This is a genomic window from Methylobacterium sp. PvP105 (assembly GCF_017876975.1).
GTDB classification, from domain to species: Bacteria; Pseudomonadota; Alphaproteobacteria; order Rhizobiales; family Beijerinckiaceae; genus Methylobacterium; species Methylobacterium radiotolerans.
The window spans coordinates 6,077,793-6,097,869 of sequence record NZ_JAGIPA010000001.1 but is presented as its reverse complement, the minus strand read 5'-3'; the positions used below and the strand labels follow the sequence as shown (position 1 = coordinate 6,097,869).

The 20,077-nt window shown below is 71.5% G+C and carries 17 protein-coding genes and 1 other RNA gene; 4 read left to right on the top strand and 14 right to left on the bottom strand.

The genetic code is table 11. From position 1 onward, the window contains the following. Positions 1-24 precede the first annotated feature (24 nt). Entirely contained in the window at positions 25-1,917 is a 1,893-nt protein-coding gene (locus J3A75_RS29675) for a sigma 54-interacting transcriptional regulator (protein ID WP_083374407.1), read from the bottom strand. Between the two features lie 306 nt (positions 1,918-2,223). Here J3A75_RS29675 and cynS point away from each other — a divergent pair, with 306 nt between their 5' ends. Next, complete coding sequence (gene cynS, locus J3A75_RS29670; protein ID WP_012321458.1) at positions 2,224-2,712, top strand: cyanase; 489 nt, start codon at positions 2,224-2,226, stop codon at positions 2,710-2,712. A 58-nt stretch (positions 2,713-2,770) separates the two neighbouring features. Here the strand turns inward: cynS and J3A75_RS29665 are convergent, their stop codons facing one another. The 5 genes from J3A75_RS29665 to J3A75_RS29645 all read right to left on the bottom strand — a co-directional run bounded on the left by J3A75_RS29665 (position 2,771) and on the right by J3A75_RS29645 (position 9,528). Then, positions 2,771-6,043 carry an efflux RND transporter permease subunit gene (locus J3A75_RS29665; protein ID WP_071000177.1) on the bottom strand — a complete coding sequence of 1,091 codons (3,273 nt, stop codon included), beginning with the start codon at positions 6,041-6,043 and terminating at the stop codon, positions 2,771-2,773. Between the two features lie 288 nt (positions 6,044-6,331). After that, positions 6,332-6,766, bottom strand: coding sequence for a tellurite resistance TerB family protein (locus tag J3A75_RS29660; RefSeq protein ID WP_012321456.1), 435 nt, complete (start codon positions 6,764-6,766; stop codon positions 6,332-6,334). Between the two features lie 117 nt (positions 6,767-6,883). Beyond that, positions 6,884-7,084, bottom strand: coding sequence for a DUF3606 domain-containing protein (locus J3A75_RS29655; protein WP_012321455.1), 201 nt, complete (start codon positions 7,082-7,084; stop codon positions 6,884-6,886). Positions 7,085-7,237: 153 nt separating this feature from the next. Continuing rightward, the gene (locus J3A75_RS29650) at positions 7,238-7,459 is read right to left on the bottom strand and encodes a YbdD/YjiX family protein (protein WP_012321454.1); all 222 of its coding nucleotides are present in this window, start codon (positions 7,457-7,459) and stop codon (positions 7,238-7,240) included. 8 nt (positions 7,460-7,467) lie between these two features. Beyond that, on the bottom strand, positions 7,468-9,528 hold the full coding sequence (locus J3A75_RS29645; RefSeq protein WP_012321453.1) for a carbon starvation CstA family protein: 2,061 nt from the start codon (positions 9,526-9,528) through the stop codon (positions 7,468-7,470). 286 nt (positions 9,529-9,814) lie between these two features. Here J3A75_RS29645 and J3A75_RS29640 point away from each other — a divergent pair, with 286 nt between their 5' ends. Further along, a complete protein-coding gene (locus tag J3A75_RS29640) occupies positions 9,815-10,684 on the top strand; it encodes an NAD(P)-dependent oxidoreductase (protein WP_024828742.1) in 870 nt (289 codons plus the stop codon). 133 nt (positions 10,685-10,817) lie between these two features. On the opposite strand, the gene miaA is transcribed toward J3A75_RS29640, so the two are convergent. Continuing rightward, on the bottom strand, positions 10,818-11,744 hold the full coding sequence (gene miaA, locus J3A75_RS29635) for a tRNA (adenosine(37)-N6)-dimethylallyltransferase MiaA (protein WP_071000176.1): 927 nt from the start codon (positions 11,742-11,744) through the stop codon (positions 10,818-10,820). A gap of 14 nt (positions 11,745-11,758) precedes the next feature. Here miaA and serB point away from each other — a divergent pair, with 14 nt between their 5' ends. Next, positions 11,759-12,652, top strand: a complete 894-nt coding sequence (gene serB / locus J3A75_RS29630) for a phosphoserine phosphatase SerB (RefSeq protein WP_071000175.1) — start codon at positions 11,759-11,761, stop codon at positions 12,650-12,652. A 3-nt stretch (positions 12,653-12,655) separates the two neighbouring features. On the opposite strand, the gene J3A75_RS29625 is transcribed toward serB, so the two are convergent. The 7 genes from J3A75_RS29625 to J3A75_RS29595 all read right to left on the bottom strand — a co-directional run bounded on the left by J3A75_RS29625 (position 12,656) and on the right by J3A75_RS29595 (position 19,678). Beyond that, positions 12,656-13,162: a DUF1640 domain-containing protein gene (locus J3A75_RS29625; protein ID WP_071000174.1), complete on the bottom strand. Its 507-nt coding sequence runs from the start codon at positions 13,160-13,162 to the stop codon at positions 12,656-12,658. A gap of 142 nt (positions 13,163-13,304) precedes the next feature. Continuing rightward, a complete protein-coding gene (locus J3A75_RS29620) occupies positions 13,305-14,855 on the bottom strand; it encodes a DegQ family serine endoprotease (RefSeq protein WP_012321448.1) in 1,551 nt (516 codons plus the stop codon). A gap of 113 nt (positions 14,856-14,968) precedes the next feature. Next, positions 14,969-15,946, bottom strand: a complete 978-nt coding sequence (gene hflC, locus J3A75_RS29615) for a protease modulator HflC (RefSeq protein ID WP_012321447.1) — start codon at positions 15,944-15,946, stop codon at positions 14,969-14,971. Then, the gene (gene hflK, locus J3A75_RS29610; protein ID WP_059408908.1) at positions 15,943-17,127 is read right to left on the bottom strand and encodes an FtsH protease activity modulator HflK; all 1,185 of its coding nucleotides are present in this window, start codon (positions 17,125-17,127) and stop codon (positions 15,943-15,945) included. Before hflK ends, hflC begins: the two co-directional genes overlap by 4 nt. Positions 17,128-17,409: 282 nt before the next feature. Then, positions 17,410-17,910, bottom strand: a complete 501-nt coding sequence (locus tag J3A75_RS29605) for a dihydrofolate reductase (RefSeq protein WP_012321445.1) — start codon at positions 17,908-17,910, stop codon at positions 17,410-17,412. Next, entirely contained in the window at positions 17,907-18,701 is a 795-nt protein-coding gene (locus tag J3A75_RS29600) for a thymidylate synthase (protein ID WP_043074623.1), read from the bottom strand. The genes J3A75_RS29605 and J3A75_RS29600 overlap by 4 nt, the downstream gene beginning before the upstream one ends. A 119-nt stretch (positions 18,702-18,820) precedes the next feature. Continuing rightward, entirely contained in the window at positions 18,821-19,678 is an 858-nt protein-coding gene (locus J3A75_RS29595; RefSeq protein ID WP_053621366.1) for a CPBP family intramembrane glutamic endopeptidase, read from the bottom strand. On the opposite strand from J3A75_RS29595, the gene ssrA reads away from it, so the two are divergent. Next, positions 19,670-20,051, top strand: a transfer-messenger RNA (tmRNA) gene (ssrA, locus tag J3A75_RS29590). The genes J3A75_RS29595 and ssrA overlap by 9 nt on opposite strands. Positions 20,052-20,077 lie beyond the last annotated feature (26 nt).

Genomic DNA, 20,077 nt, shown 5'->3' with positions numbered 1-20,077 from the left:
AGATCGGATCAAGGGGTGGCCGGATCAGCCGCGCGGGATCCCGTGGGCCTTGATCCGCGAGGCCAGCGTCGTCGGCCGCAGGCCGAGGAGCGCGGCCGCGCCGCCCGGCCCGGAGATCCGTCCGCCCGCCAGCGCCAGGGCCGCGACGATCTCGGCGCGGTCGCGCGCCCGGCGCTCGGCCTCGGTGGCGGGCCGGCCATCCGGCGGAGCGGCCGGGGCGGCCGCGTCGGCGGGCCCGGCCGCCTCCCCGTCGGGCAGGTCGAGGCGGAGGCGGCCCCGGGCGGAGAGGATCACCGCCCGCTCGATCACGTTCTCCAGTTCCCGGACATTGCCGGGCCAGGGATAGCGGCAGAGACGGCGGACATCCCCCTCCGTCAGGCGCGGCTCCGGGACGGTGAGGCGGCGCGCGGCGACCCGGAGCAGGTGCTGGGCGATGGGCGGGATGTCCTCGGGCCGCTCGCGCAGGGGCCGCGCCTGGATCGGGAAGACGTTGAGGCGGAAGTAGAGGTCCTCCCGGAAGCGGCCCGCCCGGATCTCGGCGCGCAGGTCCCGGTTGGTGGCCGCGACCACGCGCACGTCCACCGCCCGGGTGCGCGCCTCGCCGACCCGCTCGAACGAGCGCTCCTGCAGGACGCGCAGCAGCTTGCCCTGGAGATCGAGGGGGATCTCGCCGACCTCGTCGAGGAACAGCGTGCCGCCGTCGGCGAGTTCGAACCGGCCGACACGGTCGCGCAGCGCCCCGGTGAAGCTGCCCTTGGCGTGGCCGAAGAACTCGCTCTCGAACAGCTCGCGGGGGATGGCCGCGCAGTTGACGCGGATCATCGGGCGGGCGCTGCGCCGGCTGGCCTCGTGGATCGCCCGGGCGATCAGCTCCTTGCCGGTGCCGGATTCGCCGGTGATCAGCACGGTGGCGTCGGTGGCGGCGACGCGGTCGACCTGCCGGAGCGTCGCCGCGATGGCGGGCGAGCGGCCGATGATGCCCTGGTGCTGGCGCTCGGCCCGGATCTCCTCCTTCAGGTACGCGTTCTCCAGCTCGAGGCGCTCCCGGAGCGAGTCGACCTCCGCGAGCGCGCTCGTCAGGCGGGCCTCGGCCTCCCGGCGCTGGCTGATGTCGCGGAACACGATGACGGCGCCGAGCAGGCGCCCCCGGTCGCGGATCGGCGTCGAGGTGTACTCGACCGGGAAGGAGGTCCCGTCGGCGCGCCAGAAGACCTCGTGATCGACTTGGTGGACGATCCCGTCCCGGAAGGCCGCGTAGATTGGGCAGTCGCGGTGGGGGTAGTGGCTGCCGTCCGGGCGGGTGTGGTGCACGGCGGCGTGCATGTCCCGGCCGACGAGGTCGCCGGCCTCGCAGCCGAGCATGCGCGCGGCGGCCGGGTTGACGAAGGTGGTCACGCCCTCCGCGTTGACGCCGTAGATCCCCTCCCCGGCCGCGCGCAGGATCAGCTGGTTGCCGCGCTCGATGTCGCGGAAGATGCGCTCCACGCGCTGCCACTCGGAGAGGCCGGCGCGCATGTGGGCCTCGGCCTCGCCGTCGACCTGGCGGCGGTGGAGCGTGTCCGGGTCCGCCAGGGTCACGAGGAGGCGCATCGCGTCGCCGGGGAGCGGGTAGGCCGCCGTCTCGACCCGCAGGTCGCGGCCGGCCGCGTCGCGCGGCGCCAGCGTCCGGGTCCACCAGTGCCCCTTGGCCAGGACGGCCTCGGTGAAGACCGTGAGGGCCGGGCGCTGGCCCGGGAACAGGGCGCTGGCCCGCGCGCCGCGCAGCGCCGGCCGGCCGTAGCCGAGGAGGCGCGCCGCCGCCGGGTTGGCGTCCGCGACCCGGTCCTCCTCGGGCGCGAGGACCAGCATGGGATCGGGACTCGCCTCGAAGACCGGCCCGAAGGTTCCCGCGGCGCCGGGCTCACGAAATGTCGTCATCCGCTCACGATATCTCGTTTTCGACGAGATGTCGTGAGCGACGTCTGCCGCGCCAACGCGTTGTCATCTCGCGCGATTTCCCCGGGAAACAGACTGGCATACCGTTTGCCGAGAGAGCCTGTCCGCCCGTCGGCCGGCGCGGCTCCCGAAGCCACGCCGCGACGATGCCCGGCGGATGTCCGCGTCCGGACGCGACCGTTCCCCCTCACCGGTCGCGATCCGGACGCGCACCCGCATCGGGTGGGTGGGGCCGCGGAGCGCGCGGCCTCACCGGACCCATCGCAGATCGAACTCCGGGAGCCGACGATGAAGCGCGAAGACCTCACCGAGAAGCTGCTCGACATCAAGCGCGAGAAGGGGTGGAGCTGGAAGCACATCCACGAGGAGATCGGCGGCCTGTCGCCGTTCCTGATCACCGCGGCCTGCATGGGCCAGATGAAGCTGCCGAAAGCCCAGGCCAAGCGGGCGGCCGAGCTCTTCGGCCTCACAGCCGCGGAGGAGCGGATGCTGAACGAGCCGCCCTATCGCGGCTCGATCCCGTCCATGCCGCCCACCGACCCGCTGATCTACCGGTTCTACGAACTGGTGATGGTGTACGGCACGACCTTCAAGGAGCTGATCCAGGAGGAGTTCGGCGACGGCATCATGTCGGCGATCGACTTCAACATGGACATGGCCCGCGAGGCCAACAACAAGGGCGACCGCGTGAAGCTCACCATGTCGGGCAAGTTCCTGCCGTACAAGTACTACGGCAACGACGACGACACCCCGGAATACGGGTTCAAGGAGGGGTAAGGGATCCGGAGTGCGCCCCTCCCCCCGGGGAGGGAGCCGCAGCGGACGCCGCGGTCCCCTATGCGGTCGCCGGCCGCCCCTCCGGCTCCAGGTAATCCTGCACCGGCTGCGCCGGGCCGCCGCGCATCAGCACGTAGAGGAACGGCACCAGCAGCAACGTCGCGGGCGTCGCGAAGGCGATGCCGCCCATGACCGCGCGGGCGAGCGCGGCGTTCTGCTCGCCGCCCTCGCCGGTGCCCAAGGCCATCGGGATGAGGCCCAGAAACATCGCCGAGGCGGTCATCAGCACCGGCCGCAACCGGGTCTCGCCCGCGGTGATCGCCGCCTCCAGGGCGCCGCAGCCCGTCGCCTCCCGGTGCTCCTTGGCGAAGGTCACGAGCAGGATCGAGTTCGCCGAGGCGATGCCCACCGACATGATCGCCCCGAAGATCGACGGGATCGAGAACGGCGTCCCGGTCACGAACAGCGCGAAGGTGATGCCGCAGAACGCCATCGGCAGGGCGGCGATCACCACGAACGGGTCGCCCCAGCTCTGGTAGTTCACCGCCATCAGCAGGTAGACGGCGATCAGCGCGATGCCGAGGCCGATCTCCAGGCGGAGGAAGGCCGAGCGCATGTTCTCGATCTGGCCGCGGACGACGATCTTGTCGGGTGCCTCGAGGTTCTTCTGCTCGTCCTCGACGATCGCGTCGATCTCGCGGGCGACCGAGCCGAGGTCCCGGTCCTGCACCGAGGCGAAGATGTCGAAGGTCGGCTGGATGTTGACGTGGCTGATCATGGTCTGCGTCGGCGTCCGGCGGATGTCGGCGAGGCTCGACAGCAGGGTCAGCACCCCGGGGCCGGAGCCGGCGGTCGCGGCGGCGCGCACGAACATCGGCGTGTTGCGCAGGTCGGTGAGCGAGCTGTTGCGGTACTCGGGCGTCTGCACCCAGAGCTGGTAGGGGATGCCGGTCTTCGGGTCCGGCCAGAAGTTCGGCGTGACCTGGTAGCTGCCGGACAGCGAGATGTTCATGTTCTGCGCCACCTGCTGCTCGGTCAGCCCGAGTTCGGAGGCGAGGCGCCGGTCGACGTCGACGTAGAATTGCGGCTCGTTGACGATCTGCTGCAGGTGGACGTCGACGAGGCCCTTCGTGTGCTTCAGCCGCTGCACGATGCGCTGGGCGACCTCCAGGTCCTTCTCCTTGTGCCGGCCGGAGACCTGCACGTCGATCGGCGTGAGGACGCCGAAGTTCAGGATCTGGGTGATCATGTCGGCGGGCTGGAAATACACGATCACGTCGGGGAAGCGCTTCATCAGCACGTCGCGCAGGCGCTTCGTGTAGCCCGCCACCGAGCCGTGCCCCTCCTTCAGACTGATGAGCATCTGCCCGTCATTGTAGGAGACGAACGAGCCGTCCGAGAACGCGAAGTTGTAGTTGTTCGACGGCAGGCCGATGTTCTGGAGGATCTGGTCGACCTCACCCGCCGGGATCACCTCGCGGACGGTGTCCTCGATCTCGGCGAAGACCTGCCGGGCGGTCTCGATGCGCATGCCGACGCGGGTGCGCAGATGCATGGTCATCTGGCTCGCCTCGATCTGCGGGAAGTAGTCCTGGCCGACGAAGACGAACAGCACGCCGGTCATGCCGAGGACGCCGCCGACGGCGCCCAGGGTGGCGACGCGGTGGCGCAGCACCGCGTGGAGCAGGCCGACATAGCCGCGGTGGAACCGCGCGAAGCCGCGCTCGAAGGCGGCGTGGATCCGGCCGGCGAGCCGCATCAGCGGGGCGCCGACGAGGCCGGCGGCGCGGGCGATCCGGCCCCGCCGGGGCGGCTCACGCGTGTCCCGATCCTTGGCGTGCTTCTGCCGGTATTCCGGCGCCACGATCACGTCGATCAGCAGCGGCACCAGGGTGCGCGACAGCAGGTAGGAGGTCAGCATCGCGAACACGACCGCGAGCGCCTGCGGGGTGAACAGGTACTTCGGCGTGTCGGTGAGCGCGAACACCGCCGTGAAGGCCGCGCAGATCGCCAGCGTCGAGATCAGCGCCGGCTTGGCGATGCCGGCGGCGCCGTGGACCACGCTCTCGCGGAACTCCTCGCCCTCCTCGAACAGCCGGTAGGTGTTCTCGATCGCCACCGTGGCGTCGTCCACGAGGATGCCGACCGCGAGCGCGAGGCCGCCCAGCGTCATCACGTTGATGGTCTCGCCGAGCGCCGCCAGCACGGCGAGCGAGGTCATGACGCAGAGCGGGATCGAGATCAGCACGATGATCGTCGAGCGCCAGGAGCCGAGGAACAGCAGGATCGCGAGCCCCGTCAGGGCCGCCGCGGTCAGCGCCTCGTGCAGCACGCCCTCGATGGCGTTCGAGACGAAGACCGACTGGTCGAAGAGCTGCTTGATCGACAGCCCCTCGGGCGCCGCCGCGCGGATCGTCGGCATCGCCTTCTTGACGTTGTTGACCACGCCGAGGGTCGAGGCGTTGCCGTTCTTGATGATCTGCATCAGCACGGCCTGCTGGCCGTCGGCGCTGACCACGTTGACCTGCGGCGGGCCGCCGTCACGGACATAGGCGACGTCGCGCACCAGCACGGGCTGGCCGGCCACTACCTTGATCGGCGCGAGGTTCAGGGTCTCGATCGACGGCGGGGTGCCGTTGAGCTGGACCGGGTACTGCTGCTCGCCGATCTTGGCGAGGCCGGACGGCACGGTCAGGTTCTGGGCCGTCATGGCGTTGGTGACGTCGAGCGGCGTCAGGCCGAGCGCCTGGAGGGCGTTGAGGTCGAGGTCGACCATGATCTGCCGGGGCGCGCCGCCGAAGGGCGACGGCAGGGTCGAGCCCGGGACCTGCGCCAGGGTCTGGCGGATCCGGTACTGGGCGTAGTCGTAGACCTGGTTGAGGCTGTCCTTGGCCGAGGTCAGGGCCAGCTGGATCACCGGCACCGAGGAGGCGGAGTAGCGCACGATCACCGGCGGCTGCGTGCCGGGGGGCATCACGGCGCGGATCGAGTTGGTCGATGAGACCACCTGGGCGATGGCGAGATCGAGGCTGACGGTGGGCTCGAAGTAGATCCGCTGCACGGCCGTGCCCTGGAGCGTCGTCGACTCCATGCGGCGGATGCTGTTGACGTTGTTGGAGATGCCGTACTCGGCGTAGGTCGTGATGCGCTGTTCCATCTCCGGCGCCGAGAGGCCGGTATAGGTCCAGACCACCACGACGACCGGGATGTCGACGACCGGGAGAACGTCCTTCGGCGCGACGACGATCGCCCCGACGCCGCCGAGCATCATCAGGACCGCGAGCACATAGGTCGTGATCCGGAACTTGAGCGCGTAGAGGACGAGGCCCATGCGGTCTCCGCCGTCCGGCCCCGGGCCGGCCGCTCCGCGTTGCGTACCGGCTCACCGGCTAGAACCGGAATGTTTCGCTATCACGTCCGGATAGGCAAAGGACGGGCCGCGTCGCCGCAGGGTTGTGATCGCGGCCCGTCATACCTCGTCGCCCCCGCACCCAGGGGCGCACGCGTCAGCGGTCCTCGCAGGCGGGTCCCGTCGCGGCCTCCGCCGCGCTCCGGCACCTCGGAATGAGGGCGCGGGGCCGGAGAGGGATCCGCGCGCACCGTCCCCGAGGCGGCGGGATCAGCGCAGCAGGGCGGACTTGTCGACCTGCAGCGCCCCGGCGATCTCGTCGAGCGCCCTGTGCTCGACCTCGCTGATGCCGTCGATATCGGCCACGTCCGCGCCGATCAGGAACACGTCCTGGCGCTGCTCGATCGGCCGCTCCGCGATGGCGCCGATATGGCGCAGGTTCTCCAGCCGGCCGGCCCGGGTCTTGGCACGGGCGATCGCCTCGTAGAGCTCCTGCTCGACGCGCAGCGTGTCGTAGGACTTCTCGAGGATCGGGTTGGCGCGGATGCCGCTGATCGCCGACTCGATCTCCTCCTCGCCCACGTCCCCGTCCGCCACGATGACGTTGGCGGCGGACGAGACCGCGGCCTGCAGGAAGACCGCGTCGCCCGCGTACGACATGATCGTGCGGCCGAACCGAAGGATGGCGTCCTGGAAAATGCTCATGCCGACCTCCCGTCGGGCCTGAGATGGCGGATATTGTGGCGGCCGAGTCAAGATGCGGCCGAGCTTATGCCCGGGATCGCGGAGGACTAGTCCTCGCGCGGGGGCCGGGGTCCAGCTTCAGGTGGCGGGCTCGTGGCCCGGCCAGTCCCGTCCGAGATGGGCGGCCACGCGGGCCGGATCGTCGCCGACCGCCGCCACGGCGGCCTCGACCTGCTCCACCGGGACCATGAACCGGCGCGCCCAGTAGGCCCGCTCCCAGGCATGGGTGGTGTTGACGGCCCGGGGTTCCTTCGCGTCCTGCGCGCTGTCGTCGGTCATCGGCCCTCCGCATCCGGCGAGGGCCCGCGGCCCCCCGGCGTGGAGAACGCCGGCCGGGCCGGATCGGGTCCGCGCAGCGAGCGGGACTCGGTCCGCCGCGAAGACGCGCCGCCGTCCCTGCGGGCGGAGACGACCAGGCTCACCGGCCGCCGCTCAGCAGCAGCGGAACCCCGCGGTGTTGCCGACCCCGAAGCGGGCGTTCTCCCGGTTGCGGAAGAACTCCACCTCGGTCATCGGCGCCCGATCGGGATGGGTGCGGCGGACATGCTCGGCATAGGCCGCGTAGTCCCCCTGCCCGACCATCAGCCGGGCGCCGTCGCAGACGCACTTGGACAGCGTCCGGATCCGGTCCCGCAGGTTCGACGACGGCAGCATGGGACCTCCTACTCCGCCGCGACCATGTGCGGCTCGGTCTCCAGCGCGGTCCAGCGATCCGCGCGCCACGCCTTCAGGCAGGCGGCGATGCCGAAGCCCGCGATGGCGACGACGAGGCCGATGAACAGGGCCGCCAGCACCGCGTCGATGCGGTCGTTGAGGATGATCTGGCTCATCTGGTCGGCGTTCTTGGCCGGGGCCAGGACCTTGCCCTCCGCGGCGGCGGCCGCGTAGCGCTGGGCGTGGGCCAGGAAGCCGATCTTCGGGTCGGCCGAGAAGATCTTCTGCCAGCCGGCCGTGAGGGTGCAGATGCACAGCCACGCGGTCGGGATGATGGTCACGAACGCGTAGCGCTCGCGCTTCATCTTGAAGATCACCACCGTGCAGAGGGTCAGCGCCACCGCGGCCAGCATCTGGTTCGAGATGCCGAAGAGCGGCCACAGGGTGTTGATGCCGCCGAGCGGGTCGGTCACGCCCTGGTAGAGGAAGTAGCCCCAGGCGCCGACCGAGATGGCGGTCGCCGCGATGCTCGGCCCCCACGACGTGGTGTTCTTGAACGACGGGATCGCGAGCGCGACGAGATCCTGCACCATGAACCGGCAGGCGCGGGTGCCCGCGTCCACGGCCGTGAGGATGAACAGGGCCTCGAACAGGATCGCGAAGTGGTACCAGAAGGCCATCATCGCCTTGCCGCCGATGGCCGACGAGATGATGTGGGCCATGCCGACCGCGAGGGTCGGCGCGCCGCCGGCCCGCGAGATGATCGTGTGCTCGCCGACGTCGGCGGCGGTCTGGGTGATCACCTCCGGCGTCGTGGCGAAGCCGAGCTTGGTCACGGCGGCGGCCGCGGTCTCGGGCGTCGTGCCGATCAGGGCCGCGGGCGAGTTCATGGTGAAGTAGACGCCCGGGTCGATCACGCAGGCCGACACCAGCGCCATGATCGCCACGAACGATTCCATCAGCATGCCGCCGTAGCCGATGAAGCGGGCATCGGCCTCGCTGGCGATCAGCTTCGGGGTGGTGCCCGACGAGATCAGGGCGTGGAAGCCCGAGACCGCGCCGCACGCGATGGTGATGAACAGGAACGGGAACAGGCTGCCCGCCCAGACCGGGCCGGTGCCGTCCACGAACTTGGTGACCGCCGGCATCTGCATGTGCGGCGCCACGAAGGCGATGCCGAGCGCGAGGCCCACGATGGTGCCGATCTTGAGGAAGGTCGACAGGTAGTCGCGCGGGGCGAGGAGCAGCCAGACCGGCAGGATCGACGCCACGAAGCCGTAGCCGATCAGCATCCAGCAGAGCTGCGGCCCCGTGAAGGTGAAGGCCGGGCCCCAGACCGGGCTCGACGCCACGGAGCCGCCGGCCACGATCGCCAGCATCAGCAGGACGAAGCCGAGGATCGAGACCTCGCCGATCTTGCCCGGCCGGATGTAGCGGGAATAGACGCCCATCAGCATGGCGATCGGGATCGTCGACATCACCGTGAAGGTGCCCCAGGGGCTCTCGGCGAGCGCCTTGACGACGATCAGCGCCAGCACGGCGAGCAGGATCACCATGATCAGGAAGGTGCCGAACAGGGCGATGATGCCCGGCACGGTGCCGAGCTCGGCCCGGATCAGCTCGCCGAGCGACCGGCCGTCCCGGCGCATCGACACGAACAGGACCATGAAGTCCTGCACGGCGCCGGCGAGGACCACGCCGGCCAGGATCCACAGCATGCCGGGCAGGTAGCCCATCTGGGCGGCGAGCACCGGGCCGACCAGCGGGCCCGCGCCCGCGATCGCCGCGAAGTGGTGGCCGAACAGGACGCCGCGGTTGGTGGGCACGTAGTCGAGCCCGTCGTTGTGGCGCACCGCGGGGGTCGCGCGCTTCGGGTCGAGCCGCATCACCTTGTCGGCGATGAACTGGGAATAGTAGCGGTAGGCGATGAGGTAGACGCAGACCGCCGCGACCACGATCCAGAGGGCGTTGATCGTCTCGCCGCGCTCGCTCGCCACGATCGCCAGCGCCGCAGCGCCGAGCGCCCCCACGAGGGCCCAGGGCCCGTGCCTGCCGATCGCCGAACCCATGTCCCACTCCCTGACCGACCGCCTCGCGCGCGGGGCCACGCGGGGGGCTCCGGCTGGGACTTCGTGGTCCCGGGCTACACGGGCGGGTTATCCTATTGGTCCGCCGTTGACGCAAGCGATCCGAGCTGTGATGCAGCGTCGGCGGCGGCACGACGCCCAATCTGTCACATCGGGTCCCCGGCACGGCCCCGCCCCCTTCACGGCCCGGCCGCCGCGCTCCGGGGCCGCCCGCCGTCGGAGAAGGAAGGGCGCCGGCGCGGTCCGGGCCCGCGAGGAGCGCACGACAATGGCGAAGGTCGCATTCCTGGGTCTCGGCGTGATGGGCGGCCCGATGGCCGGACACCTCGCCAAGAAGGGTGGCCACGACGTCACCGTCTACAACCGCACCACCCCGAAGGCCGAGGCCTGGGTGAAGACCTACGGCGGCGCCTTCGCGCCCACGCCCCGGCAGGCCGCCGAGGGCGCCGAGATCGTGTTCGCCTGCGTGGGCAACGACGACGATCTGCGCAGCGTCGTGCTGGGCGACGACGGGGCGCTCGCCGGCATGAAGCCCGGCGCGGTGTTCGTCGACCACACCACCGCCTCGGCCGAGGTCGCCCGGGAGCTCGCCGCGGCGGCCGAGGCCAAGGGGCTCGGCTTCATCGACGCCCCGGTCTCCGGCGGTCAGGCGGGCGCCGAGAACGGCGTGCTCACCGTGATGTGCGGCGGCGACGCGGCGACCTACGCCAAGGTCGAGGGCGCGATCGGGTCCTTCGCGCGGGCCTGCCGGCTGATGGGCCCGGCCGGGGCCGGCCAGCTCACCAAGATGGTCAACCAGATCTGCATCGCCGGCCTCGTCCAGGGCCTGTCGGAGGGCGTCCACTTCGCCAAGCGGGCCGGCCTCGACGTCGAGGCGGTGCTCGACGTGATCTCCAAGGGGGCCGCCGGCTCCTGGCAGATGGAGAACCGCGGCAAGACGATGAACCAGGGCAAGTTCGACTTCGGCTTCGCGGTCGACTGGATGCGCAAGGACCTGGGCATCCTGCTGGACGAGGCCCGCCGCAACGGCGCCAAGCTGCCGGTCTCGGCCCTCGTCGACCAGTTCTACGCCGAGGTGCAGGCGATGGGCGGCAACCGCTGGGACACGTCGAGCCTCGTGGCGCGGCTGGAGCGCTGACACCTCCGGCCGTTCTCCTGGACCTCGAGGCCAGGGTGAGACGCGACGGGCTCCCGCCCCCGTGCGGGAGAGCGGCGCGGGCCGATCGCGGCGCCGGGCGAGCCTCCTTCGCCCGGCGGAGGGGACGATCGCGTCAGAGCAGGTCTTCGACCGTCGCCCCCTCCGGATCCACCCAGCGCCACGCCTCCCCCATCTGGTGGCGGAACCACGTGAACTGGCGCTTGGCGTAGGCGCGCGTATCCGCCTGCCCGCGCGCGATCGCCTCGTCGAGGCTGAGCGCCCCGTCGAGATGGGCGATCAGGCCCGGCACGCCGTGGGCGCGCATCACCGGCAGCATCGGGTCGAGCCGTCGCGCACGCAGGCGGGCGACCTCGTCCAGGGCCCCCTCGGCGATCATGGTCCGGAAGCGGGCGTCGATCCGCTCCCGCAGCGCCGCGCGGTCGGGCGCCAGGAAGATTCTTCGGAGGTCCCGCCCGGCCAGCGGGCCGGGAACGGGATCGCCGTAGAAGCTGGCGATCGGTCGGCCCGTCGCGAGAAAGATCTCCAGGGCGCGCATCACCCGCATCCGGTCGCTCGGCCGCAGCCGGGCGGCCCCCGCGGGATCGTGCCGGGCGAGGTCGGCGTGCAGCGCCTCGGTCGGGCGGCCCTCGGCCGCGTCCCGCACCCGCGCGCGCACGGTGTCGGGAACCGGCGGCAGCTCCGAGAAGCCCTGCTCCAGCGCCCGGAAGTACAGGCCGGTGCCGCCGACGAAGACCGGCAGGCGCCCGCCGAGCGTCGCCAGCAGCGCCGCCGCGTCGCGGGAGAAGTGCCCCGCGGAGTAGTTCACCGCGCCGTCGACGTGGCCGTAGAGCCGGTGGGGCACCCGCGCCTCCTCGTCCGGGTCGGGCCGGGCGGTCAGGCGGCGCAGGTCCGCGTAGACCTGCATGGAATCGGTGTTGATCACCACGCCGCCGTGACGCTCCGCCAGCCGGGCGGCCAGCGCCGACTTGCCCGAGGCGGTGGGCCCTGCGATGAGGATCGCGGCCGGGCGCCGCCCGGCTTCCTCCCGGTCTGGCGGCAAGGCGAAACTCCACGATGCTGGTCGCGGTCCTGATAGCAAACCCGGATCGGCCGTCCATCACCGACGCGGTGCTGGCCGAGACGCGCGCCGTGCTGCGGACGGAGCACCAGCCGCGGATCCTGCACGGGGAGGTGGCGGCCGAGCTGCTGGTGCCGGGCGAGCCCGCGGCCGCGGCGTCCCTCACCGACAGGCTGCGGACGGCGCTCGCCGGCGAGCCGATCGACCTCGCGGTGCTGCCCGCCGACGCGCACCGGCGCAAGCGCCTGTTCCTGGCCGACATGGACTCCACCATGATCGAGCAGGAATGCATCGACGAGCTCGCCGGGACGCTCGGCCTCAAGGACCGCGTGGCGGCGATCACCGAGCGGGCGATGCGGGGCGAGATCGCCTTCGAGCCGGCCCTGCGCGAGCGCGTCGCGCTGCTGAAGGACATCCCGGTCGGCGCCGTCGACGGGCTGATCGCCGAGCACCTGACCCTGACCCCGGGCGGCCGCACGCTGGTGCGGACGATGCGGGCGCACGGCGCCCATACCTGCCTGGTCTCCGGGGGCTTCACGCTGTTCACCGGCCCGATCGCCGCCATGATCGGCTTCGACGAGCACCGGTCCAACGTGCTGGGCGTGGCGGACGGGCGGCTCACCGGCCGCGTCGAGGACCCGATCGTCGGGAAGGCCGAGAAGCGCGCGACGCTGATCGCGCTGCGCGGAGATCTGGGCCTCGGCGCCGCCGAGACCCTCGCGGTCGGCGACGGCGCCAACGACCTCGACATGCTGGGCGAGGCCGGCCTCGGGGTGGCGTTCCGGGCGAAGCCCGCGGTCGCGGCCGCGGCGCGGGTCCGGGTCGAGCACGGCGACCTCACCGCGCTCCTGTACCTGCAGGGCTACGCCGCGGCGGAGTTCGTGGGGTGAGGCTCAGTGCAGGGTGCGGGTCAGGGCGGTGACCGCGCTCAGCACGGCGAGCGTCTGAAAGCCGAGCGCGCCGACGAGCCAGCGCACCGTCTCGACCTTCGCGGAGGCGATCGCGCCCTTCACGGCCTCGATGTCGGCCTTCGTTTCGAGGCGCAGACCGTCCAGCCCTGCTTTGATCTCCATACGTAGGCCTTCGAGGCCAGCCGTCGTGGAGAGCCGAAGATTGTCGCTGTCGGCCTCGGTCGTCATGCGAAGGCTTTCGATATCCCCCTGGGTGGCGAGCCGAAGCGCTTCGGTGTCGGCACGGCTCTGGATTTTCAGGGCCTCGATGTCACCACGGACTATCTGAACATCGGCTCGCAGCTCGTAGATATCGGCCTTCGTCGCCAGATTCCCGTCGAAGACGTCCACCGGCCCGTCAGCCAGGCCCTCCGCCTGCTCGGGCGACAGCTTCGCCTTCTCCCGCAGGGCGCGGGCGAACTTCAGGGTGTCGAACGCGACGGCCGTCATGGGTCCGAACTCGCCCGAGCCGCACCGACTCGCTGCCCCAGTGTGCCGTGCCGCGGCGCAGCGTCAATGTGGGGCCCCCTGAACGCGCGAGGGCCGCCTCTCCCCGCGGAGCGACGGCCCTCGGCAACGCGGATGAGGCGGCTCAGTCGAGGCCGACCGCCACGAAGCGCACGTCGCCGGTGGCGCCCGCCACCAGCAGCAGCACCGACTTGCGCCCGTCCTTCTTCAGGGCGTCGATCCGCTTGGTCACCTCCGCGGGGGTGCTCACCGCCTCCTGGCCGACCTCGACGATCACCTCGCCGGGCTGGATCCGCTTGTCGGCGGCGGTCGAGTTCGGGTCGACGCGGGTGACGACCACGCCCTTCACGGTGTCCTTGATGGAGTACTTCTTGCGCAGCTCGTCGGTCATGCCGGAGAGGTTGAGGCCGAGCGCCTGCCGGGTCGCGCTCTCGGGCTCCGGCTGGCGCAGGTTGGCGAGCTGCGGCTTGTCGCTGTCCTCCAGGCGGCCGAGGGTGACGGGCTTCGTCACCTCCTCGCCCTTGCGCATGACGACCACGTCGACCTTCTGGCCGACCGGGGTCGAGGCGACGATGCGCGGCAGGTCGCCCGAGGCCTTCACCGGCGCGCCGTTGAACTTCAGGATCACGTCGCCGACCTCGATCCCGGCGGTCTTGGCCGGTCCCTTCTCGTCGACGCCGGCCACCAGGGCGCCCCGCGCGCCGCCCTTGAGGTTGAGCGCCTCGGCGGTGGTGTCGTCGACGTTCTGGATGCGCACGCCGAGCCAGCCGCGGCGGACCTCGCCGAAGTCGCGCAGCTGGTCGATCACGGGCTTGGCCGTGCCCGAGGGAACCGCGAAGCCGATGCCCACGGAGCCGCCGGTCGGCGACAGGATCGCCGTGTTGATGCCGATCACCTCGCCGTCCATGTTGAACAGCGGGCCGCCGGAATTGCCCTTGTTGATGGCCGCGTCCGTCTGGATGTAGTTGTCGTAGGGGCCTGACTCGATGTTCCGGCCCCGCGCCGAGACGATGCCGGCCGAGACCGAGCCGCCGAGCCCGAACGGGTTGCCGATGGCGATGACCCAGTCGCCCGGCCGCATCTTGTCGGAATCGCCGAACGGCACCGCCTTCAGCGTGCGGTCGGCCGGGGGCTTCACCCGCAGGACCGCGAGGTCGATCTTCGAATCCTTGCCGACGATCTCGGCCTTCAGCTTGGTGCCGTCGTGCAGGATGACCTGGATGTCGTTGGCGTCGCCGATGACGTGGTTGTTCGTCACCACGAGGCCGGCGGAATCGATGATGAAGCCGGAGCCCAGCGAGTTCGACTTGCGCTGCTGGCGCGGCCCGTCGCTGTCGCCGCCACCGCCGCCGCGGCCGCCGCGCCGGTTGAAGAACTCCTCGAACAGGTCCTCGAACGGGGTGCCCGGGGGCACCTGCGGCCCGGCGCGGCCGGCCCGGGCCTCGACCGTGGTGGACGCGGAGATGTTCACCACCGCGTCGGTGACCTGCTCGGCGAGGTCGGCGAGGGAGGCCGGCCCCTTGGCGAAGGCCGGGACCGGCAGGGCGGCCGCGGCCACGGAGACGCTGACGGAGGCGCCGATCAGGATCGAGGCCATCAGCGCGCGGGCGCGGGAGCGGGGCTGCGCCGGGGCGCGGCCGAACAGCGCCTCGGGGGCGCTCGCGACGGGGTGCATGGTCGACCTCTTCAAGAACGCGTTTCCGGTCCCGCGGGCCTCGACCGACGGTCGATCGCCCGCGGGTTGTCCTGCACGGTAATCCCCGGGCGCCGGGGCGCCAACGGGCTCCCTCAGCGCGCCGTCCCGGCCGTGGAGCCGGTCGTCGACCCGGTGGTGGCGCTCGGATCGGCCGGTCCGCGCGGTCCGCGGGCTGCCGGGGCGGGTGCCCGGCCCTGCGGATCGCTGAAGAAGCGGAAGAAGTCCGTGTTCGGGCTGATCACCAGGCGGGTGTCGGATCCCTTCAGCCCGCTCTCGTAGGCCTGCATCGAGCGGTAGAAGCTGAAGAAGTCCGCGTCCTTGCCGAACGCGTCGGCGAGGATGCGGTTCTTGTCCGCGTCACCCTGTCCGCGCAGCTGCTCGGACTTCTGCGTCGCCTCGGCGAGGATCACCGTGACCTCGCGGTCGGCCTTGGCGCGGATCGTGGCGGCGATCTGGTCGCCGTTGGCGCGGATGTCGGCGGCCTCGCGCTCGCGCTCGGTCTTCATCCGCCGGTAGACGGCGGCCGAGTTCTGCGCGGGCAGGTCGACGCGGGTCATGCGCAGGTCGACGATCTCGATGCCGAGCGCCTTGGCCTGCCGGTTCACGTCCTCCTGGATCTGGTGCATCAGCTGCCCGCGATCGGTCTTCACGATCGCGTCGCGGGTCGAGCGGGCGAGCACGTTGCGCAGGCCGGAATTGGTGAAGCTCGCGAGCCGCTGGTTGGCCAGCGCGATATTGCCCACCGCCTGGTAGAAGCGCAGCGGATCGACGATCCGGTAGCGGGCGAAGGCGTCCACCTCCAGGTTCTGGCGGTCGGCGGTGAGCACCGTCTGCACCGGCAGGTCGAGGTCGAGGACGCGCTTGTCGAAGATGACCACGTTCTCCATGAACGGGATCTTGAAGTAGAGGCCGGGCTTGTCCTCGCCGGTGGCGTTGAGGACGGCGCGGACGCGGCCGAACTGCAGGACGAGCGCCTGCTGCATCTGGCCGACGGTGAAGATCGAGGCGTAGAGGCCGATCGCGACGATCGCCGCGACCACGATCAGGCCGGTGCGGAGAGCCTGCTTCATCGGGCGGCTCCCGTCTGGGTCTGGGCGCGGGCGCCGAACTCGGAGAGCGGCAGCACCGGCAGCACGCCGGCCGCGGTCGCGCCGCCGGGCTGCGTCCCGTTCTGGTCGATGATCACCTTGTTCACGGAGCCCAGGACCTTCTCCATCGTCTCCAGGAAGATCCGCTCGCGGCTGATCGCCGGGGCGGCCTTGTAGGAGGCATAGACCTCGCTGAAGCGCGCGGCCTGACCGGTGGCGTCGGCGGTCGCCTTCGTCCGGTAGGCCTCGGCCTGCTGGACGATCTGGGACGCCTTACCGCGGGCCTGCGGCACTTCGCGGCTGGCGTAGGTCTTGGCCTCGTTCTGCGCCGTGTCGGCGTCCTGCTGGGCCGCGTTCACGTCGATGAAGGCGGGGCGCACCTCCGGCGGCGGGTTGACCGAGACGAGCTGCACCACCTCGATGCGCACGCCGGCGCCGTACTCGTCGAGCGCCTTCTGGACCATCTCCTTCACCTCCTGGGCGATGCTCGACTGCTCATTGGTGAGGATCGCCTGGATGTTGCGGCGGCCGATCACCTCGCGCATCGCGCTCTCGGAGATCGCCTTGATGGTGCCCTCCGGGTTCTGGAGGTTGAACACGAAGTCGGAAGCCTTCAGCGGGTTGACGCGCCACTGCACCTCGAAGTCGAGATCGACGATGTTCTCGTCACCGGTGAGCATCAGGCTCTCGTCCGGCACGTCGCGGGTGCGGCCCTGGCCGTTCGGGCCGGCGCGGAAGCCGATCTGGATCGAGTTCTGGGAGCCGACATCCGGCTTCACCACGCCGCCGATCGGATAGGGGAAGTTGTAGCGCAGGCCCTCGCCCTTGGTGCCGACATAGCGGCCGAAGATCGTCTCGATGCCGACCTGGCGCGGGTAGACGGTGTAGAAACCGGTGGCGAGCCAGATGGCGATGGCCAGGACGGCGATGACCGCCGCGCTGCGGCCGCCGCCGACGCCGGTCGAGCCGCCGCCGCCGTAGCCGCCGCCCGAGCCGCCGCCGCCCGGGATCAGGCCGCGCAGGCGGTCCTGCCCGCGCCGGAGCAGGTCCTCGAGGTTCGGCGGCGTCTTGCCGCCGCCACCGCCACCGCCCCAGGGACCGCCGCCGTTGCCGCCGGGCCGGCCCCACGGGCCCCCGCCGCCGCTCTGATTGCTCCAAGGCATCCTAGCCGTCGTCTCCTGCCTGTCCGCGCCCGGCCCATATCCCGGCCGGCGCCCCCTGCCTGAACGGCCACGCTCGCCCGCCTAGTCCCGACCCTCCGGACCGATCGCACCGCGACCGCGCCCGGTTGGAGGCCACGAGAGCCCGCACGCGCATCTTCCCGCAGGATGTGCAGGCCCGGCGTGAGCGCGCGCACCCGACAGGCACCTGCGGGCGCACGCCCCGTGCTGTCAAGGCTGGCAGGTGGGCATGCGCGGCGCGGAACGCAAATGCGGCGGCGCGCCTCAGCGTGCGCGCTCCCAGTCGACGAAGGCGAAGGCGTGCTCGTCCCGCGGGCCCGCGGGGTGCGCCTCGCGGAACGTCTCCCGGAAGCGGGCGCGGTCGAAGGCGGGGAATCGCACGTCGCCGGCGGGCTCGGCCTCGACCTCGGTGAGATGGAGCCGGTCGGCGTGCGGGAGCGCGAGCGCGTAGATCTCGGCACCGCCGACCACCATCAGCTCCGCCCCGGCGGCGGCCAGCGCGGAGTCCCAGTCGTGGACGGTCTCGACGCCCTCGGCGCGGAAGCCCGTATCCCGGGTGAGCACCAGGGTGCGGCGCCCCGGCAGGGGCCGGCCGATCGAATCCCAGGTGCGCCGGCCCATCAGCATCGGCTTGCCCATGGTCAGGGCCTTGAAGCGCTTGAGGTCGCTGGAGAGATGCCAGGCGAGCCCGTTGTCGCGGCCGATCACGCCGTTGCGGGCGACGGCGGCGACCAGGGAGACGAGCGGGGCGACGGTCGCGCTCATACCGCCACCGGGGCCGCGATGGCGGGGTGCGGGTCGTAGTTCTCGATGGCGATGTCCTCGAACCGGAAGGCGAAGAGGTCGCGGACCTCCGGGTTGAGCCGCAGCTGCGGCAGCGGGCGCGGGGACCGGCCCAGCAGGGTGCGGGTCTGCTCCAGGTGGTTCCGGTAGAGGTGGGCGTCGCCGAAGGTGTGGACGAAGGCGCCGACCCCGAGGCCGGTCACCTGGGCGATCATGTGGGTCAGGAGGGCGTAGCTCGCGATATTGAAGGGCACGCCCAGGAAGGCGTCCGCCGAGCGCTGGTAGAGCTGGCAGGAGAGCCGCCCCTCGCTGACGTAGAACTGGAACAGGCAGTGGCAGGGGGCGAGCGCCATCCGGTCGAGGTCGGCCGGGTTCCAGGCCGAGACGATCAGGCGGCGGGAATCGGGGTTGCGCCGGATCTCGTCGAGCACCCAGGCGATCTGGTCGACCGTGCCGCCCCCGGGCCTCTCCCAGGAGCGCCACTGCCGGCCGTAGACCGGGCCGAGGTCGCCGTTCGCGTCGGCCCACTCGTCCCAGATCGTCACGCCGTTCGCCCGCAACGCCGCGACGTTGGTGTCGCCGGCCAGGAACCAGAGCAGCTCGTGGATGATCGAGCGCAGGTGCAGCCGCTTCGTGGTGACCAGCGGGAAGCCCGCCGACAGGTCGAAGCGCATCTGGTGGCCGAACACCGAGAGCGTGCCGGTCCCGGTGCGGTCGTCCTTGGCGACGCCCGCGTCGAGGATGCGCCGGAGCAGGTCGTGATATGCGTCCATCGCCCATTCCTGCGCGCCGGCGCGCCGCCGGGCAAGCGCGCCGCCGCGATATGTCCACCGCCGTCGCGCCGGGAGCCTGTCCGCGGGCGGCGTCCGGCCGGCGCCCCTCGGACACGCCCTCACGCCGGCCAGAGCAGGTAGGTCACCAGGGCGAGGTTCGACCATCCGTGCAGGGCGATGCCGGGCCAGAGCCGGCCGGTGCGCCAGCGCAGCCAGCCCAGCGCCAGGGCGAGCGGCAGCAGCGAGACCGGCCGGGCGAGCCCCCAGGACGAGATGTGGGCGGCGGCGAAGATGAGCGCCGTGACCAGGATCGCGCCTGCCGGCCCCACCGCGGCGCTGGCGCGGGCGAAGGCCTCGCCGCGCAGCAGCAGCTCCTCGGCCACGGGCGCCAGGATCGCGAGATAGGCCAGCCAGGCCGCGACGGCGGCCTGGCTCATGAACGGCGACAGCCGCACGTGCTGGCCGAAGCTCGCGCCGAACAGCTCCGCCGTGCCGGTGACCCAGGCGATGTGCAGCACCGGCCAGATCAGCAGGAGGCCCAGCAGGGCGACCGGCCGCATCCCGTTCGGCCGCTCGCGGTCGAGGGCGAGGCGACGCCGCCAGCCGGCCCGGTCACGCCACCACGCGCCGCCGAGCACCAGGGCGGCGAGGAAGACCTGGCGCAGGGCGTCGACCGCGAAGGCCCGGTGGGCGAGCTCCACCGCGCCCAGGAACGGGCGCCGCTCGGGGGGCAGGAACGGGTCGATCCCGCTCCACAGGTCGAAACCGACGCGCACCGTGGCCAGCGACAGCAGGCTCGCCGCGCCCAGATAGACGACCACGAGGGCGACCAGGGCGCCGAGCCGCCACGTCGCGGCCCAGACGCGCTCGAGGGGGCCCCGCGCCTCGGGGGCGGCGGCGCGCGACTGCGCACTTCCGGCAACAGCCTCGCCCTGAGGCTCCAAATGAGACAGCGGCGCGACACGATCGGGCTTCAAAACCGGACCGATCCCCTCTATATCTTGGGAGCCGGTCGCGAGGCCGGCTATGGCGATAAACGTTCTTCGCAATAAACCTATCGGACCCGGGGGCGGTACCCGGCGCCTCCACCCGAGCCCAGGACATGCTGCCGCAAGGCGCGTGCTCGGAGCCTGGGCTTCGGCGGGGGCGACATAGGATCGACGAGGGCGTAAAGGTTGGACTTTCGCTCGGCATGGTTCCGCCGTTATCGGGCCTTTGCAATAGTTGCCAACGACAACTTTGCTCCGGTGGCGGTGGCCGCGTAAGCGGTCCCCAAAACCGATCTCAAGTCCTAGCGGGTAGCACCGCATAGGCGGGGTTCGGAGGCACCTGGCAACAGAAGCCTCCACTTCAAGTCCTCGGTCCGGCCATCCGCG